This is a genomic window from Rhodothermales bacterium, assembly GCA_041391505.1.
Taxonomy (GTDB): Bacteria; Bacteroidota; Rhodothermia; order Rhodothermales; family JAHQVL01; genus JAWKNW01.
Genome location: JAWKNW010000003.1, coordinates 233646 through 258918 on the forward strand (window position 1 = coordinate 233646; position 25273 = coordinate 258918).

Here is a 25273-nt window from a genome sequence, read left to right on the forward strand (position 1 = left end):
TGCCCATGCATATCTCCGCCGTCGTCGCGCTCGTGCGCAGGGATTTGAAGATCGTGGGGCAGAGCCGGGGGGTTTTGCTCCCCATGCTCATCGTACCCATTTTGTCTCTTGTGTTATTGCCCGTCCTGGCCGTCGTCGCGCCGTCGCTCGGCGAATCGGAGCAGGCGACGGTGCTGGCGTTATCCCGGATCGTGGACTGGATGTCCGCCGGCCTGCAGGATCAGCTCGCCGGCTACTCGGAGCTGCAGAAGTGGGTCGTCCTCGTGCTGGTCTATTTTCTCGCGCCGCTCTATCTGGTGGTGCCGCTCATGGTCGCCAGCGTCGTGGCGGCGGACAGCTTCGCGGGCGAGAAGGAGCGGAAGACGCTGGAGGCGCTGCTGTACACGCCGACGACCGACGCCGAGTTGTTCTTCGGCAAGCTGCTGGCCGCTTGGCTGCCGGCGATGGCCGTCTCGCTGGGCAGTTTCGTGCTCTACGCTACCATTTCCAACTGGGTGGCCTGGCCCATCCTCAACCGTCTGCTGTTTCCGAACGCGATCTGGATGATCCTGGTCTTCTGGGTGGCGCCGGCCGTGGCGGCGATGGGGCTAGGGGTGACCGTGCTGATCTCCAGCCGGGTGCAGAGCTTCCAGGAGGCGTTCCAGCTCGGCGGCTTCGTCGTGCTGCCGATCGTCGTATTGCTGGTCGGTCAGGTGTCGGGCGTGATGTACTTCAGCACCGGGATGGTCGCGCTGCTGGGGCTCGGCTTCTGGATCATCGACGCCGTGCTGCTGGTGGTCGGGGCCCGGATCTTTCAGCGCGAGAACCTGCTCACGGGCGATCAGGACTGACGGCGAGGGCCCGGAGCGCCGCCGGCCCGATGCGGTCTACCCACGCCGCATACATGGGCGATCCGGGATGGAGTCCGTCGCCGGCCATCCAGGCCGGCCGAGTCGCCCCGCGCCGGCTGATGTCGGTGATGTCGACCCACGGGATCCCGCCCTTCCGCGCCACGGTCGCCGCGATGCGGTTGAAGGCGTCGATCGAGGCGGCGATCGCGCGCCGGTCGCGTCCGTCGGCAAACGGCGTGGCGCCCCAGTCGGGGATGGAAATCATCACTACGCGGCGCGCGGCGCCGCCGGCCCATTCGACCGCCCGATCCAGCAGGCTGCACAGGTCCGCCGAAAACGACGAAATCGACTGGCCTCGATACTGGTTGTTGACCCCGACGAGCAGGGTGACCAGATCAAACGGTCCCTCCGGCGCGGCGTCATCCAGGGCGCTCAGTAACTCACCGGACGTCCAGCCCGTCCGCGCGATCACCTCGGTCTCGACCTCCGTCACCCCCTGGCCGGCCAGCCAGCGGGAAAGCAGCGCCGGCCAGGCTTCGTCGCGCCCCACGCCTTCGCCGCACGTATACGAATCGCCCAGGGCTAGCCATTTCATGCCGCGCCGGCCCGGGTCTGGGGCGCATCCACCTCCTTCCCCACATACCGCAAAATCAGGAAGAGGATGACGGCGCCTCCCAGCTGCGCCACCCACCAGGGCAGCCCGAACCCCGTGGGGATGGTTCCGATCATGACCGCCACGAGACCGACCGTCAATGCATAGGGCAGCTGGGTCCGCACGTGTTCGATGTGATCGCAGCTCGACGCCATCGACGAGAGAATCGTCGTGTCCGAGATCGGCGAGCAGTGATCCCCCCAGACGGAGCCGGCGAGCACGCAGGCGACCGTGGAGTAGATGACGTAGAAATGCTGCGGGTCCGACATGCCGTTGACCTGGAGCACCGCCCAGGCGAGGGGAAGGACGAGCGGCATGAGGATCCCCATCGCGCCCCAGCTGGAGCCGGTCGCAAAACCGGTGGCGGCGGCCAGCAGGAAGACGAGGGCGGGGATGAAGCCCGGCGCGAGCGCGTCGCCGAGGATGGAGACCAGGAATTCGGCGGTATGCAGCACCTCGGTGACCGACGACAGCGCCCAGGCCATCAGCAGGATGATCATGGCGAACATCATCGATTTGAGGCCGGCGTACCAGGCCTCGATCGTCTGCTCGAGGGTGAGGATGCGCTGTACGACGGAGAGGAGGATGGCCGCCAGCACGCCCGCGAGCGAGCCGCCCATCAGCGACTTGTAGGAATCCGCGCTGCCGATGATGTCGCGCAGGGTCTCGCCCTCCCCCGTCGTGTACAGCCCGACGAGGACGCCGAGGATGAGCACGGTCACCGGGATGATCGCATTAAACGCGCGCTGCGGCTTTCCGGGGATGGGCGCGATCTCGCGCGTCTCGTCATCCTGCGCCGTGGCGCTCTCGGCGACCGGGGAGACCGCGCCCGTCGTGCGGGCCCGCCGCTCGGCCCGGTACATCGGCCCGAAATCGCGCCGCAACAGGGCGACCATCAACACGAAGTAGATGGCGAGAATGGGGTAGAAACTGTAGCCGAGCGAGTTAAGGAAGATCGAGTAGGCCGACTCGCTGAATCCGTCGATCTGGCTCACCGAGTCGCCGATGAGGCCGACCTCGTAGCCGATCCAGGTGGTCGCCAGCGCGATGCTCGCCACCGGCGCCGCCGTCGAGTCGACGATGTAGGCGAGCTTTTCGCGCGAGATCTTGAGGCTGTCCGTTACCGGGCGCATCGTCTTGCCGACGACGAGCGTGTTCGCGTAGTCATCGAAAAAGATCACCATCCCGAGCACCCAGGTAGCGACCTGCCCGCGTTGCGCGGACTTCGCCCAGCTCACGATGCCGTTCACGATGCCCTGGGTCCCCCCGTTGCGGGAGATGATGCCCACCATCCCGCCGATCATCAGGGTGAAGATGATGATCGACGCGTGATCGGTATCGGCGAGGGCGTGGAGGACGTAGACCTGGACGGTGTCGAGCAGGCCGGTGAAGATGCCGGCGAACGACAGGCCGGCCGCCGCCCAGCTCCCCACCCAGATGCCGAGAAACAGCGCGGGGATCACCCGCTTGAAGATCAGGGCGATCAGGATGGCCAGCAGCGGCGGGACGATGGCCAGCCACCCGGGGATGACGCGCTTCTCCATCGACTGGATTACGGCGCCGTCACGGACGAGCGCAATGGATACCATCCCTCCGGAGTCCAACGTGATGGGATCGCTGACGGCGGATGCCGCATCCGGGTCGAGCGTGAGCGCATATTCCCGGCCGGCCACCCGCACCAGCGCGCCGTCGGCCACCTCGGCATCGACTTCGACGGTAAACGGGATGCCGGATAGCACGGCTTGCGGCGCCTGGAGGGCTGCCGCGTCCTGCGCCTGCGCCGGGGATACGGTAATCGCGAAAAAGAAAAAGCCGGCCAGCAGCCGGTAGAATACGAAGCTTGCCCGCTGCATCACGTGATCGGACTGGTGGGTAAAAACAGCGAGGTAAGATAGGGAATTCGACCGCGATCTCCACAAGGCCGGCGGAGACGGGCAGGGCCGTCGCATTCTCTTCAAACGTGAGCATCTCCCGGCTTGGGGGCGTGGGAGTATGGCGGTGTGGGGGTGTGGGTGGTTTTGCGGTAAAAATGCCCCCATGCACCCATACGCTTCTCAGTGCCAGGGCGAGCATGCGAAGGCCCTGTGGAGACGGGTCGAAGCGGTCCTCGCAAGAGGAAGATGGGATAACCTGTGACGCGCTGCCCGGGCCCGGGACGTTGCGTGCGTGGGTCCTCGTCAGGCTCGAGGACGGGGATCTACGGCGTGTGTGCAATCACCAGCCAGAGGTCCCGAAAAGCGTGCGATCCGTTCGAAAGGTACTGGGGTAGACGGATCAGAGGGGCGATACGCGCGGCGTGTCCTAGCGGACGCTGCCGCGAAAGTGCGAGCTGAACGCCTGCATAACCGGCTGCGGCGTGGCGATCGTGTTGCCGGCGAGGACGAGCCGGGATGCGCGGAGGCAATCCTGGGTCTGCGCGAAGCCGTCTTTCATGCGCGTCTTGAAACGAAGCGAGAGCGGGGCGCGGTCCTGTATGGGCTGAAAGGTCTGGTGCATGACTCAGAGCGTGGTTGTGTGGGTGATCTGTCATTCCCGATGACAAGTACTGTGCCCAATCGCCACAGCTCTGTGACATATTTTCGTCTGAACCCGCCCAAAAGCCCCGAATCGAATCAAAATAAGCATCTTCTATTTCGAGCCCTCCGTCGCATCCCCTCCCGCCGCAGAGATCAAACCCGTCAGTGCAGCGCGATTCGACAGGCCACCGAACGGCCCAACGGAAGGATTTCGGCTGAGTCCCACTCTGATACGGCCGCGTATCGGCGCCTACCGGAGCGGCCCGGTCGCTGTTGACGTCGGCTAGAGGGTGCCGAACGTCCGGTCACCGGCGTCGCCGAGACCGGGGCGGATGAAGGCGCGTTCGTCGAGCGCGCGATCGAGCACGGCGGCGACGATGGGGACGTCGGGATGGGTCTCGGACAACCCCTCGACCCCTTCCGGGGCGGCCACTAGGCAGACAAACGTGAACCGCGTGCCGCCGGCGCGTTTGAGGTGGGCGATGGCTTCGCAGGCGCTCCCGCCCGTCGCGAGCATGGGATCGACGACAAAGATCTCGGACGATTCGAGGCCGGGCGGGATGTTGCTGTAGTACGGCACCGGCCGGCGCGACTCCTCGTCCCGATACATGCCCAGGTGCCCGACGCGCACCTCGGGCACGTAGCGGACAAAGGCGTCGACCATGCCGAGTCCGGCGCGCAGGATCGCCACGACCGTGACCTCCCGCGCGAGCCGGTAGCCGGTCGTCGGCTCGAGCGGCGTCTCGATCGGGACGGGCGTCACCTCGAGCCGGCGCAGGGCCTCATAGGCCAGCATCGCAGCCGCATCCGACATCTTCTGGCGAAATACCCCGTGCGTCGTGCTCCGGTCACGCAGCAGGGTCAGGTCGCGTTGCAGCAAGGGGTGCTCGACGACCGTGAGCAAGGGATACGTTCGCGATGTCACGGGGGTGTCCTTAGACCGAGGCGCCGGTTTTTTTCTTCACAGTGACCTTTTCCCACGCACGGCGCTCGAAATAGCTGTCGGTCAGCTGTTTCACGAGCCCGGAGAGCAGCAGGAGTGCGATGACGTTCGGTATCGTCACCAGCGAGAGGGCCACGTCGCCGAGGTCCCAGATGGTGGTCACGGCCAGCGTGGCGCCGACGAAGTGCATGATCACATAGACCGTCTTGTACGGCAGGATGGCCTTTTCTCCGAAGAGGTAGTGCGCGCACCGGTCGCCGTAGTAGCTCCAGCTGATGGCCGTGGACAGCGCGAAGAGGATGACGCAGACGAGCACGATCAACCGCCCGAGCCAGCCGAGCCCCATCGGCTCCATGCCGCGTTCGAACGCGAGCGTGGTGAGGGGCGAACTGCTTCGGACGGCGCGTCCGTAGAGCGTCGTGTACGACTGCCCGCTGGCGTCTTCCGCGCGCGCTTCGGACGGCAGGAGCGTTCCGCTGAACGGCTGCGTGAGGGCCTCGTCGGTGTACAGCCCGTCGACCGGCACATCGAAATACGCGAGGAGCGCCCCGCCGGCCTCGACGGGTTCGCCGTTCGCCACCTGCCAGCTTCCCGGCGTGGCGGTGGACGTAAAGCCGCCATCGGGCCCGGCTTCCACGAACGAGATGTTGCCGTCGTTTAGCTCCAGCGTCGTTTCGACCCGCTCGTTGTACACGCCGGTGCCCACGACGACGATGCCCGTGATGGTGCAGATGATGATGGTGTCGATAAACGGCTCGAGCAGCGCGACGACGCCTTCGGACACCGGCTCGTCGGTTTTAGCGGCCGAGTGCGCGATGGGCGCGGAGCCCTGGCCGGCCTCGTTCGAGAACAGGCCTCGCTGCACGCCATATTGCATGGTGAGCAAAAACACCCCGACGCCCGTCCCGGCGACGCCGGCCGAGGGGTTGAAGGCCTCGCTGAAGATGGTGCTGAACGCGTGCCCGATGGAGTTGGGGTTGGCGAAGATGATGATCAGCGCGCCGAGCACGTAGATGAACGCCATGACCGGAGCGAGCACGCCCGTCACCGCGCCGATCCGCCGGATGCCGCCGATGATGACGATGCCCACCAGGCTGGCCGTGATGAGCCCCGTGATCCACGTGGAGACCCCGAAGTTGTGGTACATCTGGGTGGCGAGCGTATTGGCCTGGATGGCGTTGCCGGTCAGGAACGACGTCAGCATGAGCGCGCAGGCGAAGAAGACGGCGACGTACTTGGCAGCCTTTTTCCCGTACTTGGCCAGACCGTGTTCGATGTAGTACATCGGGCCGCCGGCGACCGAGCCGGCCCAGTTCTTCCCGTCCGGCCGCAGCTCCTGGCGGAAATGCTGCGCGAGGGTTACCTCGCTGTATTTCGTGGCCATGCCCAGCAGCGCCGTCATCCACATCCAGAACAGCGCGCCGGGGCCGCCCCAGTGGATGGCGATCGCCACGCCGGCGATGTTGCCGATGCCGACCGTCGCCGACAGCGCCGTGGTCAGCGCCTGGAAATGCGAAACGTCACCGGGGGTGTCGGGGTCGTCGTACCTGCCCGTCGTAACGGCAAAGCCGTGCCCCAGCTTGCGAATCTGGATAAAACCAAGTCGAATCGTGAGGATCAACCCGACGCCGAGCAGCGCCGTCACGAGGACAGGCGCCAGCAGGCCGTTCATGAATCCGATAAACTGCTCCAGATGCTCCATACGGACTACAGGTAAGCTTTAATACCCCGTGACCGCCCTCTCCGGACGCCCATGGCGGTGAGTTCAGAACGCGCGATCAGGCTCAACATGTAAGGGCAGGAATCCGCCCCTATATGCAAAACACGGCGCGTTCGTTGTCATACCTGGTGGGAATTAACGAACGTGCCGCAGACACCTGAAAAAAGGTGAGGGAATATAGCGTCCCTGAAACTGGGTAGCAAATACCGGTCAGAGCGACTGGGGATGGACTTCGACCACCTGCTGATTCATCAGCGCGAGCGTGCGGGAGGGGTATTTTTTGACGAGGCGGTAGTCGTGCGTCGCCATCAGCACGGTCATCCCCTGCTGGTTGAGGCTGAGGAGCAATTTGTGGATTTCGTCCGCGACGCGGGGGTCGAGGTTGCCCGTGGGTTCGTCGGCCAGCAGGATCCAGGGTTCGTTGACGATGGCCCGGGCGACGGAGACGCGCTGCTGCTCGCCGCCGGAGATCTCGTGGGGAAAGCGCTTGCTCTTGTGCGACAGCCCCACGCGGGCGAGCACCTGCATGGTGCGCGAGCGGACGAGGTTGCCTTTCTTGCCGGTGACGTGCAGCGCGAAGGCGACGTTGTCGTACACGGTGCGGTCCGGCAGGAGCTGAAAATCCTGGTAGATGACGCCCAGGGAACGCCGCAGGTACGGGATGTCGCGGCTCTTGATCGTATCCGACCGGTAATCCCCGATGCGCGTCACGCCCTGATCGGGGAGGCGATCCATGTACAGCATGCGCAGCAGCGTGCTCTTGCCGCTGCCCGTCTGGCCGATCAGATACACCAGTTCTCCCCGATTGATCGTCATCGAGATGTTTTCGAGCACCGACCGCCGCAACCCATTCGGCAATTCGTACGAAACGGATACGTTCTTAAAATCGATCAACTTGCGTCAGAGATTTGTCATCGTAGGGCGCCGGCGTGAAAGGAGTCCGGGCACGCCAGGGCAGAGCGCGTAGCACATCGCGGGCCCGTTGCGGGCCGTAACCTGTGCGTTAATTGCGCATACGGAGCGTAAGTTTCGGCTTCGCCGACAATATGTGCAACCGGGAACGCGCGGATTCGGCCTCAGGCCGGCCGGCGGACGATCCAGTGCACGCGTTCGGATTCGTCGTTCGCCTCCTGCGTCGTGAACCCGTCGAAGGCGGAGACGATCTCGAAGCCGGCCTTGAGCACGGGCGCGCGCACGTCGTCGATCGTGTAGGCACGCTGGACGTGCCGCTCGAAATACGAGCGCCCGTTCGCATGGACCTCGAAGGTCGTCGTGTGGAGGCGCGTCTCGCGGTCGTAATGGCTCCCGCGGACATAGGAAAAGTCGTCTTCCTCGCCCTCGTCCTCGAAAAACGCCTCGTTGTTGATCGAGTTGGCCGGCGTGCTCTGGTCGAAGAAGAAGAGCCCACCCGGCTTTAGCGCGGCGAACGTGCAGGTGAAGAGCCCTTCGAGCCGGGACGGGTCGAGCACGTAGTTGAGGCCGTCGTACAGCAGCACGGCCGCGTCGAACGGCTCATCGAAGGCGTAATCGGTGAAGTCCTGCACCTCGAACTGCGCCGGGATCTCCTCGACCTCGGCCTTCCAGCGCGCCTGCTCGATCATCTCGGGCGAACGGTCGGTCCCGACATATTCGTAATCGCGCAGCGGCTGCAGGGCCACGGCGAACGATCCCGTGCCGCAGCCCAGTTCCAGGATGCGCCGGGGTTCGGCGTGATGTTCGTGGAGCACCTTGTCCGTGAACGTGGCCCAGTACTCGTAGGACACGTGCTCCATGATCAGATCGTATCCCTGCGCGATGGCGCTGTAGGGGGCTACTTCGACGATATCGGACGGATTCATGACGGTAAGGAAAGGCGGAGAGAGATGAGATGAGGAAACAGGACGAGGGTCAGGCCGCATCCGGGGCGCGCAACCGCCGGCGGACCACGTCGAGCGCGAGGAACACCGCGCTGCGCATGCTGCCGGGATCGGCTTCGCCCCGGCCGGCGATATTAAACGCCGTGCCGTGGTCCGGCGACGTGCGGATGATCGGGAGGCCGGCCGTGTAGTTGACGCCGGTGCTGAAGGCCAGGGTCTTGAACGGGATGAGCCCCTGATCGTGATACATGGCCAGCACGGCGTCGTAATTCCGGTACATCCCGATGGCGAAGAAACCATCGGAGGGGAAGGGGCCGAAGGCGTGGCATCCGTCCTCGCAGGCGGCTTCTATCGCCGGCAGGATGGTTTCGAGCTCTTCGCGCCCCAGGAGCCCGCCGTCGCCGGCGTGCGGGTTGAGCCCGAGCACCGCGATGCGTGGCCGCTCGACGCCGAAATCCCGCACCAGGCATTGCCCGATGAGCTGGATCTTCTGCCGGATCGCGTCGACGGTGACCCGGGCCGGCACCTCGGAGATGGCGATGTGTTCGGTGAGGAGGCCGATGCGCAGCTGGTCCGCCACCATCATCATCGTGTGCCCGCCTACGCCGGTCTTCCGGGCGATGAACTCGGTGTGGCCGCGGTTCGTATAGCCGGCCATCGCGATCGCCTCCTTGGAGATCGGCGCCGTGACCATCGCCTGGACGCGCCCCTGGAGGCACAGATCGACCGCCGCTTCCACCGCCGCCATCGAAACACGCCCCCCCGCTTCCGTGATTTCGCCGAGCTGCATCGCGGGCTCCTCGCCGCCCAGCACATCGAGCACGCGGATGCCGCCCTGGGGCGGGCCCGCTTCCGACAGGTCGGACACTTCGACGATCTGGTCGGGGTGCATCGGTACGAGGCCGGCGTAATACCGCATCACGGCGACAGAGCCCACGACGATCGGATCGATGTACTTCAATATCCGGGAATCCATCAGGGTCTTCAGAACCACTTCCGGTCCGATCCCGTTTGGATCTCCCATGGTCACGGCAATCCGCGGACGTTCCATGGACACTTCTATATGAACGCGCCGGTCAGGCGCCGGGTTAAAGCACGTCGTACGGCGTCAGCGCCGTTTTTTGGGGCTCGCGATCGTGCGGAGGTACTCCACGAGCAGCCGCACGCCGAAGCCGGTGCCCCCCTTCGTCCGGTAGGACTTGGCCTCGTGCAGAAACGCCGGGCCGGCGATGTCCAGATGGATCCAGGGGTAGTCGACGAAGTGCTCGAGGAATTTCGCGGCGGTGATCGAGCTGGCCTCGCGGCCGCCTACGTTTTTCAGGTCGGCGACGTCGCTCTGAAGCGCGCGCTTGAAGTCGGCGAACATCGGCATGCGATGCACGCGGTCGCCACTGCGCTGGCCGGCTTCCTCGATCATCTCGATCCGGCTCTGCGCCCCCTCCCCTTCGTTCGTCATCACGGCGGCGACGTCTTTGCCGAGCGAGATTACGGCGGCGCCGGTCAGCGTGGCGATGTCGATCACCAGCTCCGGCTTGTACGTCTTCGCATAGCTGAGCGCGTCGGCCAGGATCATGCGACCCTCGGCGTCGGTGTTGAGCACCTCGACGGTGGCGCCGGAGTGCATCCGCACCACCTCGCCCGGCACGTAGGCCTGCTGGCCGGGCCGGTTGTCGGTCGAGGGGATCAACCCGATCAGGTGCACCGGCAGTTCGAGCCGGGCGACGGCCTCGAAGGTGCCGATGACGGCCGCGGCGCCGCTCATGTCGGACTTCATGTAATCCATGGAGTCCTTCGTCGGCTTGAGCGACAGGCCGCCCGTGTCGTACACGACCCCCTTGCCGACGAGCACGATCGGGCGCTGGTTGACCGGGTTTTCCGGCTCCCACGTGAGCACGGTGAAGGTGGGCGGTTCGAGGCTGCCCTTGTTGACGGCGAGGAGGCCGCCCATCTTTTCTTCCTCGATGAGGGCCTTGTCCCAGACCCAGGCGTCGTAGCCGTGTTTCTTGGCCGACTTTTCGGCCGCGCGGGCCAGAGCGGTGGCCGTCTTCTCGTCCGGCGACAGGTTGATGAGGTCGCGCGCCGACATCACGCTTTCGGCGATGACCCGGCCGCGCTCGGCGCCGAGCCGGCAGGTTTTTTCGGCGTCGCTCACGTGAAGGACGAGACGCTGGATTTCTTTCGTCTTCGCCTCCTCCTGCGTCTTGTAATAGAGGTAGCGGTACGAACCCAGCAGGAAGCCCTCGACGAGGGCCTGGCTCGTCGTTTCCGGGTCGAGGCCGGCGTTCGGGATCACGAACGCCACGGTCTCCGCCTGGCGCTCGACCGCCATGGAGGCGCCCTGAGCCGCCATGGTGCGGATCGTTTCGGGTTCGGCCGCGCGTTTTTCGCCGAGGCCGAGCAGCGCCAGCCGGCGCGCGCGGGCCTTCTCGGGATAGAGCACCACGCTCTTCGACAGCTCGCCGTCGAAGTCGCAAAGCGCCCGGCTTACCGACTCGCCGAAGGCGGTCTTGAGCGCGGCGACGGTATCGTTGAAATCATCCTTGGAGACGGGGACCAGAAGCAGGTCTACATCCAGCTCGCTAAAGGGAATGGTGGTAACAGAGACTTTCATCACCGCGGTCTGTGCGACTTACTGGCTAGAAGTGAGGAGTAGTAGGACGCGTCTTCGCCGTCCAGTTCGCCGTCGCCGGTGTGGTCGGCGGGAACGTCGATGAATCGGGGCGCGCGCTCCAGGGTCTCGGCGATGACATCGTCGAGCGGACGCCGTTCGACGAACGCGCCCGAGGCGTTGCGATGGCCGCCGCCGCCGAGGGAGCGCGCCCACTCGTGCACGTGCGTCTCACCGCGCGACCGGAAGCTGATCTTGATCCCGCGGGCCGTTTCGAGAAACATCACGGCCACGCGTACGCCTTCGATCGACATGGCGTAGTTGACAAATCCGTCGGCCTCTTCGGAATCCGCCCGGGTCTCGTTCAGCATGCGCTGGGAGATGACGATGTAGCCGACGGTGCCCTGGTACCGCAGCGTCAGGGTGCCCAGCACCTGGGCCAGCAGCCGCAGACTTTCGGCCGAGCGCGATTCGTAGATGGCGGTGTAGATCTCGGCCGGCGACAGCGATCCCCGTGCGATGAGATCGCCGACGATATGGTGCACGGCCGGCGTGACGGAGCTGAACCGGAACGAGCCGGTGTCCGTGAGGATGGCCGCGTAGAGCGGCGTCGCGATCGAGGCGTCGATGAGATCGGCGTCGTGGTGCGCGATGAGTTCGTAGACCAGCTCGCCGGCCGACGAGGCCGTATCCCGCACGTACATCGCATCAAACCACTGCTCGGGCCCGGTGTGATGGTCGATGAGGACCTTCCGCGCGGAGCTGCCACGGATCGGGCCGGCCATCTGGCCTACCCGGTCGATGGCGTTCGTGTCGACGACGATGATCGTATCCGCGCGGTCGATGCGCTCACGCTGGGCGAGCGACTGGTCGAACGTCTGGATTTCGCGCACCCCGGGCAGCCATCCCAGGTTCATGGGAGGCGGGTCGCTGTTTATCATCTCGACCGTTTTGCCCAACTTCTGCAAGAACAACCCGAGCGCCAGTTGCGAACCGATGGCATCGCCATCCGGCCGCACATGGGTCGTTATCACTACATGCTGGCCGGCCAGCAGGCCGGCTAGAAACTGATCGATCATACGTCCACGTTTGCCCCAAAATTTTCAGCCCCTCATGAACGCAATCCCCTTGATTTTGTTCGTTCACCGCCCCGTGCTTCCGGTGCCGCCGCGTAATGTTCTGGGAATCCTCACCAAAAACCGGCGCCGGGGCCGTCATCCCACCACGTCCCGAAACCGGGCCATATCGATATTTCCGCCGCACAACACGACCACGGCGCGGGCGCCCGCGGGCATCGGGCTGGCGGCGGCGTAGGCGAGCAGGCCGGCGAGCCCCACCCCGGCGGCGCCCTCCACCACGACGCGGTGCTCGTAGAACAGCCGCTTCATGGCCGAGGCGATGGCGGCTTCGTCGACCGCCACCCAGTCGTCGACCCATTTCGCGCAGAGGTCGAACGTGATCGCGCCGGCCTCGATGCCGCCGGCCGTCCCGTCGCTCAGCGTGGGCTCGGTGGGCATGTCGACGATGCGGCCGCACTCGACGGAGACCTTCATGACGGGCGAGTTCGCCGGCAGGCAGCCCACGATGCGCGCCGCAGGGTGCGCGGCCTTCAGACAGGCCGCAATACCGGATATCAGGCCGCCGCCGCCTACCGGCACGAAAACCCGATCGACGCTCCCCAGCCGGGCCAGGATCTCCAGGCCGATCGTGCCCTGCCCGCAGACCACGTCGGGATCGTTATAGGGTGAGATGAAGACGGCGCCGGTCCGCGTCGCCTCGTCCCGCGCGAACCGCTCGGTCTCGACGCTGTCGGTCCCGTGAAACCGCAGCTGCGCGCCCATCGCCTCGAGGAGAGCCCGCTTCTGAGGACTCACGGTTTCGGGCAGCACGATGGCGCCTTGCCGGCCCAGCTTCGCCATGCCGTAGGCCATCGCCAGCCCGTGATTGCCGGTGGAGGCCGTGACGACGGGGACGCCGGCCGGGGTTTGCATCAGGGCGTTGAGCGCGCCGCGCACCTTGAACGAGCGGGTGATCTGGAGGCACTCCATCTTGAGATGCACCTCGGCGCCGACATCCCGGCCGATCGCCGGGGCGGGCTCGAGCAGGGTTTCCCAGATGTAGGGCCGGATGCGTTCCGCCGCGGCTTCGATCGCTCCGAGCGTGATCGGCATGGGGTCAATCCTCCGGAAGCAGCCGCATGCTGGCCTCGATGGCGGCATCGAAGAAGCGGAGCGCGGTATCGACCTGCGCCGCGGTGCTGCGGGCCTCGATGAGCCGCTCGCCCGTGAGCGCCGCGCCGAGCCATCCGTTGCGGTGCCACTGCCCGACAGGCAGCGGGGGAAGCGCATCGCCGGCGTGGCGCGGCCAGTGGTTGACGTAAAAATAGGGCTGGGTGTAGGCGGCATCGCCCGGCGACATCCCGACCCCCACGCTGCGCGCCTCCTCGGGCGCCGCGTCGGGGTCGAGCGCGATGAGGAAGGCCATGTCGAGATGATGCGGCCAGCACCGCACCGCCGCGCCCGGATCGTGGGCGTCGCGCAAGTGATGCAGCAGCGCATGCGCATCGACAAACCACCGCTCCAGCGCGTCGAATTCGAGGCTCTCGCCGTAGAGGAACGGGGCCCCGGAAGCGACCGGGTGATCGGGCAGCGTGTGATCGGGGCGGACGAGCGCGTGCGCCACGCCGGTCCGCGCATACAGGGCCCCCGTGAGCCATTCGTAGGCTTCGTCGAGCGTGCGCCCGTGGAGATGCAGGCGATCGACGAACGCGTCGGTGGCATCGATGAGTTCGAGCGTAAGATCGGCCACGCGGATGGACGCGCGGATGCCGCCGAGCACGGGCTGGCTCACCAGGCGGGCCACGCCGGTGTCTACCCGGCTGAAAAGACTCGTGTGGCTGAAATCGGGTTCAGGGGGCACATACGTGAAGCCCAGCGAAGCCGGCACCTGGGCCGCCCAGTGCAGCTGCAAACGCGCGCCGATCAGATAGCGGGGCGAAATCTGACCGAGCGTTTGCCAGTGGGTGAGAAGATCCTGAAGCATGGCGCGTGGGGTAAAGCGAACGAGCGCGACGGCGAAGCAAGATAACGAAAGACTGGAACAAAGTGTCCCGGCCCGGGCTTTTCTCGCACGCTCCAAACTCACGCCCGCCCATGCCGAACACCGCCCGCGTCGCCCTCGAATCCACCGTCATCACCCACGGTCTCCCCCATCCCCACAACGCGCGTCTCGCCCGGCAGATGGAGGCGAACGTCGCCGCGCACGGCGCGACGCCGGCGACGATCGGCATCATCGCCGGCGAACCCATCGTGGGGCTGTCGCCGGCGCAACTCGACGCGCTTGCGACGACCGCCGGCGCGCTGAAGGTGAGCATGCGGGATCTGCCGGCGGCGCTCGCCCGGCGGGCGCACGGCGGAACGACGGTGTCGGCCACGATGTGGCTGGCACACCGCGCCGGCATCGAGGTATTCGCCACCGGCGGCATCGGCGGGGTGCACCGCGTGGTGCCGGGCGCCGGCGCCTCGCACGACGTGAGCAACGACCTCGACGCCCTGGGTCGCATCCCGATGACGATCGTCTGCGCCGGCCCCAAGGCCATCCTCGATCTCGCCGCCACCCGCGAGCAGCTCGAAACGCGCGGGGTGACGGTGGTGGGGTATCAAACCGACACGATGCCGGGGTTTTATTACACCGACAGCGGCCTGCCGGTCGACGTGCGGTGCGACAGCGTCGAGGCCATCGCGGAGATCGTCCGCGCCCGCCGAAGCCTGGATCTGCCGGCGGCCACGCTCGTCGTGGTCCCGGTGCCCGAAGAGGCCGCGCTGGCGCGAAAGGACGTCGAGCCGGCCATCGAAACCGCCGTCCGCGAGGCCGAGGCTCGCGGCATCCGCGCCGCGGACGCCACGCCGTACCTGCTCGCGGCGGTGGCCGCCCTCACCGAAGGCCGGTCGCGCGAGGCCAATCTGGCCCTGCTGCTGCACAACGCCGGCGTGGCGGCCCGCCTCGCCGTAGCGCTCGCCGGCTAACCCCATGCGCTCGTTCCAGGCCTGGCTCGACCCCGACCGTTACCACGGCCATCGCGCCCGGAAGGGATTCTTCGAGGGATGGTACTTCAAGCTCGCCGACGCGGGTGCCGGCCGCCTCCTCGCCGTCATCCCGGGGGTGTTCATGAGCCGGTCCGGCGCGAACCGGTACGCCTTCGTCATGACCGTCGACGGGCAGACGCAGCGCGTCGGGATGACGCGGTACCCGCTATCCGACTTCTCGGCGGACGCGGACCGCTTTGCGATCCGCATCGGGCCCAACACCTTTTCGGCGGAAGGACTGCGCCTCGACCTGGCCGGCGACGCGCCGTGGCGCGGCGAACTGGCCTTCAGCGGGCTCGCGCCGTGGCCCGTCACGCTCGCGGCGCCCGGCGTCATGGGGTGGTATGCGTACATGCCGTTCATGGAGTGCTTCCACGGCGTCGTAAGCATGGACCACCTGATCGACGGCGCGCTCGACCTCGGTGGGGAGCGCGTGGACCTCACCGGTGGGCGCGGCTATATCGAGAAAGACTGGGGGCGCAACTTCCCGGCGTCGTGGGTGTGGATGCAGGGCAACCATTTCCCCGAAGCCGGCGTGAGCCTGTCGGCGTCGGTCGCCATCATCCCGTTCGTCGGCACCACCTTCGGCGGCTCGATCGTCGGCCTGCGCCACGAGGGCCGGCTGTACCGCTTCACGACCTACACCGGCGCGCGCGTCCGGACGCTGGACGTCTCGCCGGATCGGGTGCGCCTCGTCGCGGAGGACCGCCGGCACCGGCTGGAGGTCGAGGCGGAGCGCGGCCCGACCGTCCGGCTCTTCGCGCCGGGTCCCGACGACATGATGCCCCGGGTGGACGAGTGCCTCGCCGCGCCCCTGACCGTCAGGCTGACCGAACGCGACGGACGCCCTATCTACGCGGGACGGAGCACGCAGGGCGCGCTGGAAGTACAGGGCGATCTGCCCAGGCTGAAAAAACTGCTCGGCTTGCCCCGGGTGGCATGAATCTCGCACGAGGTGGCAATAGCCCGCCGGCTGCTGTATTCTATAACCTTTCGCGGACCCCGCGCCAGACGTCGGGCTCCACGTCATCTTTTTCGATGCAAGTCCCGCAAACCGATTCGCGCATGACCAGATCCCGGCGGCTCGTGCCCTTTCTGCTCGCAATAGGTCCGCTCTGGATCGCCCTGTTCGCCGGTTCCGACCTCTTCGTGCTGCGCATCGCGGCCGGCCTCGGCGCGTTGGCGTTGAGCCTCGGCCTGATCCTCATGCTGGCACGCCTGACCGCCCTGGAGGAAAAAGGTACGGTGTCCGACCTGCCCCAGCCCTCGCCGCCGGAGCCGAGCCGGCAGGAGCATACCGACTGAGCCCATCTCCCCCCATGCCCCTCGTCTTTGTCTGCCCCAACCGCGCCATGACGGCGTGGGTCGACGCCCTCCACGCGGTCGCGCCCGAAATCGACCTCCGCATCTGGCCGGACGACGGGCCGCCCGAGGACGTCGCGATGGCCGTCACCTGGAAACATCCGGCCGGCGTGTTGCGCCGCTACCCGAACCTGAAAGCCGTCCTCTCCCTCGGCGCCGGCATCGACCATTTCCTGACCGACGACGCGCTCCCCGCGGGGCCGGCGTATGGCCGCATCGTCGATCCCCAGCTCGTCGCCGGCATGAGCCAGTACGTCGCGGCCGCCGTGCTCGACGCGCACCGGGGTTTCGCGGGATACCGGCAGCACCAGGCCGAACGCCGCTGGCAGCCCGAAGCGTATGCGCCGGCCGGCGAGTGGCCCGTTGGGCTGCTGGGTCTGGGCGCGATGGGGATGGATGCCGCCCGCGTGCTCCGGGCCCTGGGCTACCCCGTGCTCGGCTGGAGCACCTCCCCCAAACCCGACGCCCCGTTCGAGACGTTCACCGGCGAGGCCGGTCTCGACCGAATGCTGCCCCGTTGCCGGGCGCTCGTCTGCCTGCTGCCGCTGACGGGCCGGACGCGCGGCATCCTGGATCGATCCCTGTTTGACCGCCTGCCGCGGGGCGCATATCTGATCAACGCCGCGCGGGGCGGGCACCTCGTCGAGGCCGATCTGACGGCGGCCCTGGAGGCCGGCCGGCTGGCCGGCGCCTGGCTCGACGTCTTCAACGAAGAACCGCTGCCGGCGGCGCATCCGTTCTGGACGCACCCCGCGATCACCGTCACGCCGCATATCGCGAGCATCACCAACCCCGTCTCCGCGGCGCCGCAGGTCGTCGCCGACTACCGCTCCGCCCTCGCCGGCCGGGCGCTGACGTTTCCGGTCGACCTCGAGCGCGCCTACTGACCGCGCCCCGGGGGCCCGACACCACGCGAACTCGATTTTTTCCGAAGCACCGAGTAGGCACACCCGCGGCTTGATGTACATACAAAAACGAAATGAAGATGCCGCGAGCCGAGGCGTGTGTGCCGATTACAAGACAACGATTACGCATGGATGTACCGCAGGTCTGGCCGGCACCGAATGGCCACATCGACGATTCCAACTTCTTCATATTCATCTCCCTTATCGTACCACGTTTTATGCAAACCACCGATACCGTTCGCGCCCCGCGTGTGTCCCGTCTCGCAGCGCTGTACCTGAGCCTTTTCCTCGCCCTTGGCATCACCGCCCCCGCAGTGGGGCAGTCGGCCGACCTGGAGGCCCGTGTCTCCGAGCTGTTCAACCGTTCCTGCACCGCCGCCGGCTGCCATAGCGCCCCGATCGCGCAGATGAACATGAACCTCCAGCCGGATAATTTTTACGCCTCGACCGTCGGCGAAGCCAGCATGGAGCGTCCGGAACTCAAGCGCATCGTCCCCGGAGACCCCGCGAGCAGCTACCTGATCATGAAGCTCAAGGGCGACCCCGGCATCATCGGGCTGCAGATGCCCATGACGGGCGACAAACTCACGCCGGCGGAGATCGGTCTGGTGGAAGACTGGATCCGCAGCCTCGGCGGCGTCGACGAGGCGCGCAAGGCGGCGGCACCCAGGGCGGAGCCCCTGGCGTTCCCGGGATGGCGCATCGTCAACCTGCCTACGGACCGCGCGCTGGCGAAGGGCAACATCCTCTTTCAGATTTCCCACCGCTTCAACCCCCGCATCAACGACGGCTACGACGCCCTGTACGGCCTCGACGGCAGCGGCATCATCTACCTGCACCTCGGGTATTCGGTGACCGACCAGTTCCTGCTCGGCCTCGCGCGCAGCAATGTGGGGGATAACGTGGAATTGTACGGGCGCTACAAGGTGAAGGCGCAGGAAGCCGGCGGCTGGCCGGTGGGCGTCAACGTGGTCGCCACCGGCAACTGGGCGAGCCAGAAGGAGCCGGAGCTGGATCGATTCCGCAAGGAGGTGATGAAGTTCACCGGGCAGGTTTCCCTGACCCGCGCAATCGGCGACCAGTTCGGCCTCGCCGTCGTGCCGGGCATCACGACGAACCCGGTGGAGACCGTGGCGGACGAGCCCGTGCTCGTGACCGTCGGCCTGGGCGGCCGCTGGCGGTTCAAAGGCCGGATGGCCGTTGTGGCCGAGTGGGTGCCCATCGTTTCGGGCTACACCCGGAGCCTGACGTTCGGTAACGACATCCGGTTCGACAGCGCCGGCGCCGGCTTCGAGATCGCGACCGCCGGCCACGTCTTCCAGATCGTCCTCAGCAACACCGTCGGCCTCACCGCCGACCAGTACCTCCGCGGCGGCGACCTCGACCTCACCAAAGGCGACGTCCGCCTCGGGTTCAATATCTTCCGCGTGCTGAACTGACCCGCGAGTCCTCAACGTGATTGAGGATGGTCCTCAACGTGATTGGGGATGGTCCTCAACGTGATTGGGGATGGTCCTCAACGTGATTGGGGATGGTCCTCAACTTGATTGAGGATGGTCCTCAACTTGATTGAGGATGGTCCTCAACGTGATTGAGGATCACGAGGGATGGAGGGATGACGCGAACTAGGGGGATTACCCCGATGCAGGGGATCCCATGGACTTATTGTGCCATCAACAAACCAACCCACTGAGAACATGCGACACCCGTTGACATACATCGCCCTTTTCGTCCTCGTCCTCGCCGGCTGCGAAAAAGACGACCCCGTCGGCCCGGACCCCAACAACCAGACGGCGACGTTCACCGACATCCAGAACACCATCTTCACGACGAGCTGTGCGCTTTCGGGCTGCCACGCGGGTGCGAGCCCGCAGCAGGGGATGAACCTGAGCGCCGGCCAGGCCTATGCGAACATCGTAAACGTCCCGAGCAACGAAAATCCGCAGATGAACCGGATCACCCCGAACGATCCGGACAACAGCTACCTGTTCCTTAAGATCAGCGGCACCAACATCTCCGGCTCGCGGATGCCCCTGGGCGGCTCGCCGCTGTCCGACGACAAGATCGCGATGGTTCGCGAGTGGATCGAGGACGGGGCGCCGAATAACTGAGGGGGAAATGCGGTCATGGGGCCGGCGGAGGTGAGCGCGCTTGCCTCGCGGTCATCATGATCGCCGATTTCGCCACATTCCGGCTACATGCAGCGGCTTGCGCGCACGATGGTGGGCGCAAGCCGCTGTGTTTTCCGGCGTCGCCTCCCGCTCAACATGAGGGTCCGATTCAAATGGCACTCGACTCGTTGATATTCAACGTCGACAACCTGGCCCCCACGTTTCAACGTGGGGCCGAGTCATAGGGCACCCGTCTTGGAGAAGCCATCGTATCTGGCCGGCCCCCACGTTAAAACATGGGGGCCACTCAGGGCCTACAGTTTGCAGCATCTCTTCACCAAACAGCCTCATCGTTTTAACGCGAGGGGCCGAGCCATAGGGCACGCGTCGCATAGGAGCGTTAGTGCCTAGCCCTCCCCCATGTTTAAACGCGGGGGCAACATCGCCATGCCCAGAAGCTCGATCCGAATACAAGAAAGCCCCCACGTTTCAACGTGAGGGGCTAAGTCAAATGGCACTCGACTCGTTGATATGCATGGCTGACAACCTGGCCCCCACGCTTCATCGTGGGGCCGAGTCATAGGGCACGTCGCAGAGAAGCGTTGATGTCAAGCAGGCCCCTACGTTTTAACGTGGGGGCCGAGTCATCTGGCAATCCTCTCAGGGAAGCTGGTCTTTCTCCCACCTACGCCTTGCGCTTCGCGCCACCGGACGCGCGCAGGGCGAGGAGGTTGACGTCGTACGACCGCACCCGTCGGTTTTTCTCGCGATGCCGGGCCAGGGCGAGCTGGATGAGGCGATGTGCGAGCTCGTCGAACGGGACGCCGCTTGGCTCCCACAGGTAGAAGGAGAACGAACCGGGGATGGTGTTGATCTCGTTAAAAAAGACCTCACCGGTTTCGCCATCCATCAGGAAATCGATGCGCGCCAGGCCGGCGCACTCGAACAGCTTGAACACGCGCACGGCCAGTTCCTGGACCGCCGCCGTCTGCTCCGGAGCAATCGGGGCGGGGATGATGCGGTCCAGGGACGCCATCCCTTCCGATGGCGACGCCGGCTGCTTCGCGCCTTTCGACCCGGAGCCGCCTCGCATGTACTTCTCCTGAAACGTCAGCATCGTCTCGCCGGCACTCGTCCGTGGCTCCTCCAGCACGCTCGCGACGGCCTCGTCGGCGTCGCCCAGGACGGAGCAGTTGATCTCGCGGAGGTGGCGGACGGCGTATTCGACGACCACCTTGTCGTCGTACCGGATGGCGTCCTCGATGGCGGCGTCGAGCGCGGCACGGTCGCGGGCGAGACGGATGCCGATCGACGAGCCGAGGCGGGCCGGCTTCACCACCACGGGGTAGCCGAGCTGCTCCTCGATCCGATCCAGCCATTCCTCCTCACGGTCCGCCCACTCCGACTCCCGCAGCGCGACATACTTCACCACCGGGATGCCCTGGTCGCGGCAGAGCATCTTCGTGATCACCTTATCCATCCCCACGGCCGAGCCGAGGACGCCGCTGCCGGTGTAGGGCACGTTGTAGGTCTCGCACAACCCCTGCACGCCGCCGTTTTCACCCTCGCCGCCGTGAAGCGCGAGGAAGAGCACGTCCAGCATCCGGGCCGGCGCCGGCTTCTGCCAGAACTTTGTCGCCTCGCGGGACTGCATCTCCACACCCCCAGCTTGTGCGGGCGCCAGTGTGACGGGATAAGCCGCATCGACGAGCGCGTCCAGATCCTTGTAGCGACTCAAATCGAGCAGCGGATCGCCGGAGTACCAGGTGCCATCCTTCGCGATGTACAGCGGCACCGGCGTGTATTTTGTCCGATCCATCGCCGACGCCATCTGGAGCGCGGTGATGACCGACACCTCATGTTCGGGCGACACGCCCCCGAATACCAGGCCGATCGTCAGCATATCACCCGTTCCTCACCAGCTGCCCCTTGTTGTAGATCGCCCAGGCGCGGCCGACCATCCGGGCGCCGACAAACGGCGTGTTGGCGCTTTTCGACTTGATGTGTTCTTTCTCGAAGACCCAGTGCGTCGTCGCGTCGAAGATCGTCAGATTCGCCGGCTGGCCGTCCTTGATCTCCGGCACGGGTATCCCGAGGATCCGGCGCGGCGCAACGGTCAGCTTGTAGACCGCCTGCGCGATCGGCAGCACGCCCGGCTCGATGATCTCACGTCCCGTGAGGCCCCAGGCGGTTTCCAGCCCGAGGATGCCGAACGGCGCCTCGATGTATTCGACCTCCTTCTCGAACGACGCGTGCGGCGCGTGGTCGGTGCAGATCGCGTCGATCGTGCCGTCGCGCAACCCCTCCTTCATCGCCTCGACGGAGGCCGCGTCGGCGAGGGGCGGGTGCATCTTGGTATTGGTCGAGAACTCGGTGCGCTCGACCTCTTCGTCCGACAGCGTGAAGTGGTGGGTGCAGACTTCCGCCGTCACCGGCACGCCGCGCTCCTTGGCTCGGCGCACGAGCTCCACGGCCCCTTTCGTCGAGATATGGGCGACGTGCACGTGGCCTTTCGTGAACTCGGCCAGCAGGATGTCGCGCGCGATCATCACCTCCTCGGCGAGGCACGGGATGCCGGGGATGCCGAGGCGGGTGGAGACGTCGCCCTCGAACATGTGACCGCCCGGGTTGAGCGTCTTCTCCTCCATGTGGTTGACGATCGGCCGGCCCAGCATCGAGCTGTATTCGAGCGCGCGGCGCATGAGGCCGGCGTTCTGCACCGGCGCGCCGTCGTCGCTGAAGGCCACGGCGCCGCCCTCGACGAGGTCGGCCATCTCCGTCAGCTCATGGCCGGCGCGGTCTCGCGACACGCAGGCGATGGGGTAGACGTCCACCGGCGTCGACGCCCCCCGCTCGATCACGAACTCGACCACGTCCCGCGTATGGATGGGGGGATTCGTGTTCGGCATGCAGGCGACGGCGGTGAACCCGCCGAAGGCTGCGGCGGCGCAGCCCGTCGCCACCGTCTCCTTGTATTCGAAGCCCGGTTCGCGGAGGTGGACGTGCATGTCCATCCATCCGGGCGAAATGAGCCGGTCCGTGCAGTCGTATACCGGCACATCGCCGGCGGTGAGGCCGGCGCCCACGGCGGCGATGCGTCCCCCGCGAATCAACACATCCTTCTTCTCGAGGCGGCCGCTCACCGGGTCGAGCACGGAGCCGCCTTTCAGCAATACATCAGGGGTGGTCATGGAGTAAAACGTGCAAATTGAACAGTAAACGTGCGCCGATCGAGCGCAAATCGCATCCCTACCGCGTCTCTTCCACCGAACCGACCACGGGCTGCTGGAGGCTCTCGCGGATAAAATCCGTCATCATCGTATGCAGATGGAGCCGGGTTTTACCGCCGAAGATGCCATGGTTGCGGCCGGGATACATCATAAACTCGAACTGTTTGTTCGCGGCCTGCAGCGCGTCGGCCATCTGGGCCGCGTTCTGGAAGTGGACGTTGTCGTCGAAGTCGCCGTGCACGAGCAGGAGCCGCTGATGCGGCTCGAGCCGGCTCGCGTAGTTGACCGGGGCGCCAACCACATACCCGTCGCGATTGTTCGCGGGGGTCGACATAAATCGTTCGGTGTAGATCGTGTCGTAGAGCCGCCAGTCGGTCACCGGCGCCACCGCCGCTCCGAAGCTGAACACCTGCGGACCGTTGCCGGCGAGCATCGACATGAGGGTCATGTAGCCGCCGTAGCTCCAGCCCCAGATGCCGATCCGGTTTTCGTCGATGTACGGCAGGCTGCCGAGCGACCTGGCCGCCGCGATCTGGTCGGCGGATTCGAGCAGGCCGAGCTGCCGGTAGGTGCCGCTCTTGAACGCCTTGCCGCGCCCCCCCGTCCCCCGGTTGTCGACGCTGACGACGATCATATTGAGTTCATCGGCCAGGTAGGTGTGCCAGAGGTACCGGGAGCCGCCCCAGCTGTCGACCACCGTCTGCGAACCCGGACCGCCGTAGACGTACATCAGCATCGGATAGTCGGCGTTCGGGTCGAATTTCGACGGCTTGATCATGTAGGCGTTGAGCGGCATGCCGTCGGCGCCGGGCACCGTCATGAACTCCGGCGCCGGCAGGTCGTAGGCGGCCAGCCGGTCGATCAACGCCTGATTGCCCTCCAGGACGCGCACCAGTTCGCCGTCGATCGTGTGCAGCGACACCACCGGCGGCGTCGTCGCGCTGGAATAGGTATCGATGAAGTACCGCCTGTCGCTCGAGAGGTTGACCGCGTGGGTGCCGGCCCGGCGCGTGATCTTGCGCGGCAGGGTCGCCGGCGTGGCGCGGTTCAGCACCTGCCGGTAATCGGTCGCGTAGAGCTGGCGTTCGAGCGGGCTCGCGAGGGTGCCGGTGAAATAGACCAGGCCGGCCGCTTCGTCGACGCCGGCCAGGCTGCTGACTTCCCAGTTGCCCTGCGTCACCGCGCCGATCCGAAGACCACCGTTCCGGTGCAGATAGATATGGCGGTAGCCGTCGCTCTCGCTGAGCCAGAGGAAATGCTCGTTGTCGTCGAGATACCACAGTTTCCGCTGCCCGACCTCGATCCACGTCGTCTCCGTTTCCGTGTAGGCGTTGCGCACCAGCCCGTCGGCGGGGTCGCCGTAGAGCAGGTCCAGCCGGCTCTGATCCCGGTTCAGCCGGAACATCCAGACCAGATTCACGCCCCCGATCGGCGGCGTCCAGCCCATGCGGGGGATGTATTCGTGATCCTCACCGCCGGCGCGCCAGGTGTCGGTATCGAAAAAGATCGTCTCCCCCGAACGCACGTCGGCGACGCCGACGCGGACCTCGCTGTTGGCCTCGCCGGCCTTCGGGTACCGGAACTGCTCCATGCGCGGGTATTGCTCGCGCAGATCCGTCATGAAGAAATCCCGCGTGCTCGACTCGTCGAACTGGAAGAACGCGATGTGCCGGCTGTCCGGGCTCCACGAGAAGCCGTCGCGCAGCGCGAATTCCTCCTCGTAGACCCAGTCCGACGTCCCGTTGATGATCGACCCTTCCGCGCCGTCGGTCGTGAGGGCGCGTTCTTCCATCGTTTCGAGGTTCACCACGAACAGGTTGCGGTCGCGCACGAACGCCGCGTACCGGCCGTCCGGGCTGAACTTGGCGAACATCTGGAAGCCGAGGTCGCGCCGGCTGAGCGGCTTCATCGTGCGGGATTCGACATCGAAGAGGTAGTAAAATCCTTTGGTATTCGCCCGCCAGACCGGCTCGGAGTCGGTGAACAGGAGCGCCGCCTTGCCGTCCTCCGAAAAGCTGTAGCCCTCGATTGCGATGCGCCGGCCCACATCGTCGGCCAGCACGTCGTACCCGTCGATGAGGCGCTCCGAGGCCTGGGTCTCCAGGTTGAAGCTCATCAGATGGGTAATCCGCTGCGCCCGGTCGTTTTCGATGTAGGTGATGACCGGCCCCCGGGCCGCCCACTCGCCCCCCTGGAACGAGGCGCCGTCGAAGAGGCTGGAGGCATGGATGTCTTCGAGCGTAAGCCGGGGATGGCCGGCGGGCGTCTGCGCGGACGAGGGCGGCGTCGCCGCCACGACGAGGAGGAACCAGCACAACCCGGCGCACAGAACGCGGGACACGAACGACGATGCAGGTGCGAACATGAAGATAACAGGACCGGCCGGGTGCGAAGGGGGATCGCCGACATGGGATGAAACGTCCGGGGAAGCGGCTCCTGACGATAGGAGGTTTCC

Annotated in this window: 22 protein-coding genes; 7 read left to right on the plus strand and 15 right to left on the minus strand. The window is 66.0% G+C overall.

The annotated features are described in order from the left end of the window. Positions 1-5: 5 nt before the first annotated feature. Positions 6-830, plus strand: coding sequence for an ABC transporter permease subunit (locus R2834_04555; GenBank protein MEZ4699578.1), 825 nt, complete (start codon positions 6-8; stop codon positions 828-830). On the opposite strand, the gene R2834_04560 is transcribed toward R2834_04555, so the two are convergent. The 12 genes from R2834_04560 to R2834_04615 form a co-directional block, all read right to left on the minus strand. Further along, a complete protein-coding gene (locus tag R2834_04560; protein MEZ4699579.1) occupies positions 811-1425 on the minus strand; it encodes a GDSL-type esterase/lipase family protein in 615 nt (204 codons plus the stop codon). The genes R2834_04555 and R2834_04560 overlap by 20 nt on opposite strands. Then, positions 1422-3335, minus strand: a complete 1914-nt coding sequence (locus tag R2834_04565) for a Na+/H+ antiporter NhaC family protein (protein ID MEZ4699580.1) — start codon at positions 3333-3335, stop codon at positions 1422-1424. Before R2834_04565 ends, R2834_04560 begins: the two co-directional genes overlap by 4 nt. Positions 3336-3783: 448 nt before the next feature. Next, positions 3784-3978 carry a hypothetical protein gene (locus tag R2834_04570; GenBank protein MEZ4699581.1) on the minus strand — a complete coding sequence of 65 codons (195 nt, stop codon included), beginning with the start codon at positions 3976-3978 and terminating at the stop codon, positions 3784-3786. Positions 3979-4281: 303 nt separating this feature from the next. After that, the gene (gene upp, locus R2834_04575) at positions 4282-4923 is read right to left on the minus strand and encodes a uracil phosphoribosyltransferase (GenBank protein ID MEZ4699582.1); all 642 of its coding nucleotides are present in this window, start codon (positions 4921-4923) and stop codon (positions 4282-4284) included. A gap of 10 nt (positions 4924-4933) precedes the next feature. Continuing rightward, a complete protein-coding gene (locus R2834_04580) occupies positions 4934-6643 on the minus strand; it encodes an amino acid carrier protein (protein ID MEZ4699583.1) in 1710 nt (569 codons plus the stop codon). A 228-nt stretch (positions 6644-6871) separates the two neighbouring features. Then, positions 6872-7555, minus strand: a complete 684-nt coding sequence (locus R2834_04585) for an ATP-binding cassette domain-containing protein (GenBank protein ID MEZ4699584.1) — start codon at positions 7553-7555, stop codon at positions 6872-6874. 182 nt (positions 7556-7737) lie between these two features. Beyond that, positions 7738-8499: a class I SAM-dependent methyltransferase gene (locus R2834_04590; protein MEZ4699585.1), complete on the minus strand. Its 762-nt coding sequence runs from the start codon at positions 8497-8499 to the stop codon at positions 7738-7740. A gap of 49 nt (positions 8500-8548) precedes the next feature. Further along, complete coding sequence (gene pdxA, locus R2834_04595) at positions 8549-9568, minus strand: 4-hydroxythreonine-4-phosphate dehydrogenase PdxA (protein MEZ4699586.1); 1020 nt, start codon at positions 9566-9568, stop codon at positions 8549-8551. Positions 9569-9625: 57 nt separating this feature from the next. Next, positions 9626-11128 (minus strand): leucyl aminopeptidase, encoded by a 1503-nt coding sequence (locus R2834_04600; protein ID MEZ4699587.1) that lies wholly within the window; start codon positions 11126-11128, stop codon positions 9626-9628. Next, entirely contained in the window at positions 11128-12204 is a 1077-nt protein-coding gene (locus R2834_04605; protein MEZ4699588.1) for a bifunctional oligoribonuclease/PAP phosphatase NrnA, read from the minus strand. The genes R2834_04600 and R2834_04605 overlap by 1 nt, the downstream gene beginning before the upstream one ends. A 135-nt stretch (positions 12205-12339) precedes the next feature. Then, positions 12340-13296: a pyridoxal-phosphate dependent enzyme gene (locus R2834_04610; GenBank protein MEZ4699589.1), complete on the minus strand. Its 957-nt coding sequence runs from the start codon at positions 13294-13296 to the stop codon at positions 12340-12342. A gap of 4 nt (positions 13297-13300) precedes the next feature. Continuing rightward, on the minus strand, positions 13301-14167 hold the full coding sequence (locus R2834_04615) for a hypothetical protein (GenBank protein MEZ4699590.1): 867 nt from the start codon (positions 14165-14167) through the stop codon (positions 13301-13303). Between the two features lie 110 nt (positions 14168-14277). On the opposite strand from R2834_04615, the gene R2834_04620 reads away from it, so the two are divergent. From R2834_04620 to R2834_04645, 6 genes are all read left to right on the plus strand, one after another. Continuing rightward, entirely contained in the window at positions 14278-15150 is an 873-nt protein-coding gene (locus R2834_04620) for a pseudouridine-5'-phosphate glycosidase (protein ID MEZ4699591.1), read from the plus strand. Positions 15151-15154: 4 nt separating this feature from the next. Then, positions 15155-16153, plus strand: coding sequence for a tocopherol cyclase family protein (locus R2834_04625; protein ID MEZ4699592.1), 999 nt, complete (start codon positions 15155-15157; stop codon positions 16151-16153). 122 nt (positions 16154-16275) lie between these two features. Further along, positions 16276-16515 (plus strand): hypothetical protein, encoded by a 240-nt coding sequence (locus tag R2834_04630; protein ID MEZ4699593.1) that lies wholly within the window; start codon positions 16276-16278, stop codon positions 16513-16515. A gap of 14 nt (positions 16516-16529) precedes the next feature. Next, complete coding sequence (locus R2834_04635) at positions 16530-17459, plus strand: glyoxylate/hydroxypyruvate reductase A (GenBank protein ID MEZ4699594.1); 930 nt, start codon at positions 16530-16532, stop codon at positions 17457-17459. Positions 17460-17695: 236 nt separating this feature from the next. Further along, positions 17696-18916, plus strand: a complete 1221-nt coding sequence (locus R2834_04640; GenBank protein MEZ4699595.1) for a DUF5777 family beta-barrel protein — start codon at positions 17696-17698, stop codon at positions 18914-18916. A gap of 258 nt (positions 18917-19174) precedes the next feature. Further along, positions 19175-19588 carry a hypothetical protein gene (locus tag R2834_04645; GenBank protein MEZ4699596.1) on the plus strand — a complete coding sequence of 138 codons (414 nt, stop codon included), beginning with the start codon at positions 19175-19177 and terminating at the stop codon, positions 19586-19588. Positions 19589-20273: 685 nt separating this feature from the next. Here R2834_04645 and R2834_04650 read toward each other — a convergent pair. The 3 genes from R2834_04650 to R2834_04660 are packed head-to-tail and all read right to left on the minus strand — an operon-like array spanning position 20274 to position 25183. Then, positions 20274-21491 (minus strand): D-alanine--D-alanine ligase family protein, encoded by a 1218-nt coding sequence (locus R2834_04650; protein ID MEZ4699597.1) that lies wholly within the window; start codon positions 21489-21491, stop codon positions 20274-20276. Between the two features lies 1 nt (position 21492). Further along, positions 21493-22779 (minus strand): dihydroorotase, encoded by a 1287-nt coding sequence (locus R2834_04655; GenBank protein MEZ4699598.1) that lies wholly within the window; start codon positions 22777-22779, stop codon positions 21493-21495. 58 nt (positions 22780-22837) lie between these two features. After that, a complete protein-coding gene (locus R2834_04660) occupies positions 22838-25183 on the minus strand; it encodes a S9 family peptidase (GenBank protein ID MEZ4699599.1) in 2346 nt (781 codons plus the stop codon). Positions 25184-25273 lie beyond the last annotated feature (90 nt).

What these genes read in the sequence shown, in the direction of transcription:
- R2834_04555 (MEZ4699578.1), top strand. Translation starts at nt 6, where the DNA reads ATGCATATCTCCGCCGTCGTCGCGCTCGTGCGCAGGGATTTGAAGATC.
- R2834_04560 (MEZ4699579.1), bottom strand. Translation starts at nt 1,425, where the DNA reads ATGAAATGGCTAGCCCTGGGCGATTCGTATACGTGCGGCGAAGGCGTG.
- R2834_04565 (MEZ4699580.1), bottom strand. Translation starts at nt 3,335, where the DNA reads ATGCAGCGGGCAAGCTTCGTATTCTACCGGCTGCTGGCCGGCTTTTTC.
- R2834_04570 (MEZ4699581.1), bottom strand. Translation starts at nt 3,978, where the DNA reads ATGCACCAGACCTTTCAGCCCATACAGGACCGCGCCCCGCTCTCGCTT.
- R2834_04580 (MEZ4699583.1), bottom strand. Translation starts at nt 6,643, where the DNA reads ATGGAGCATCTGGAGCAGTTTATCGGATTCATGAACGGCCTGCTGGCG.
- R2834_04590 (MEZ4699585.1), bottom strand. Translation starts at nt 8,499, where the DNA reads ATGAATCCGTCCGATATCGTCGAAGTAGCCCCCTACAGCGCCATCGCG.
- pdxA (MEZ4699586.1), bottom strand. Translation starts at nt 9,568, where the DNA reads ATGGAACGTCCGCGGATTGCCGTGACCATGGGAGATCCAAACGGGATC.
- R2834_04600 (MEZ4699587.1), bottom strand. Translation starts at nt 11,128, where the DNA reads ATGAAAGTCTCTGTTACCACCATTCCCTTTAGCGAGCTGGATGTAGAC.
- R2834_04605 (MEZ4699588.1), bottom strand. Translation starts at nt 12,204, where the DNA reads ATGATCGATCAGTTTCTAGCCGGCCTGCTGGCCGGCCAGCATGTAGTG.
- R2834_04610 (MEZ4699589.1), bottom strand. Translation starts at nt 13,296, where the DNA reads ATGCCGATCACGCTCGGAGCGATCGAAGCCGCGGCGGAACGCATCCGG.
- R2834_04615 (MEZ4699590.1), bottom strand. Translation starts at nt 14,167, where the DNA reads ATGCTTCAGGATCTTCTCACCCACTGGCAAACGCTCGGTCAGATTTCG.
- R2834_04620 (MEZ4699591.1), top strand. Translation starts at nt 14,278, where the DNA reads ATGCCGAACACCGCCCGCGTCGCCCTCGAATCCACCGTCATCACCCAC.
- R2834_04625 (MEZ4699592.1), top strand. Translation starts at nt 15,155, where the DNA reads ATGCGCTCGTTCCAGGCCTGGCTCGACCCCGACCGTTACCACGGCCAT.
- R2834_04630 (MEZ4699593.1), top strand. Translation starts at nt 16,276, where the DNA reads ATGACCAGATCCCGGCGGCTCGTGCCCTTTCTGCTCGCAATAGGTCCG.
- R2834_04635 (MEZ4699594.1), top strand. Translation starts at nt 16,530, where the DNA reads ATGCCCCTCGTCTTTGTCTGCCCCAACCGCGCCATGACGGCGTGGGTC.
- R2834_04640 (MEZ4699595.1), top strand. Translation starts at nt 17,696, where the DNA reads ATGCAAACCACCGATACCGTTCGCGCCCCGCGTGTGTCCCGTCTCGCA.
- R2834_04645 (MEZ4699596.1), top strand. Translation starts at nt 19,175, where the DNA reads ATGCGACACCCGTTGACATACATCGCCCTTTTCGTCCTCGTCCTCGCC.
- R2834_04650 (MEZ4699597.1), bottom strand. Translation starts at nt 21,491, where the DNA reads ATGCTGACGATCGGCCTGGTATTCGGGGGCGTGTCGCCCGAACATGAG.
- R2834_04655 (MEZ4699598.1), bottom strand. Translation starts at nt 22,779, where the DNA reads ATGACCACCCCTGATGTATTGCTGAAAGGCGGCTCCGTGCTCGACCCG.
- R2834_04660 (MEZ4699599.1), bottom strand. Translation starts at nt 25,183, where the DNA reads ATGTTCGCACCTGCATCGTCGTTCGTGTCCCGCGTTCTGTGCGCCGGG.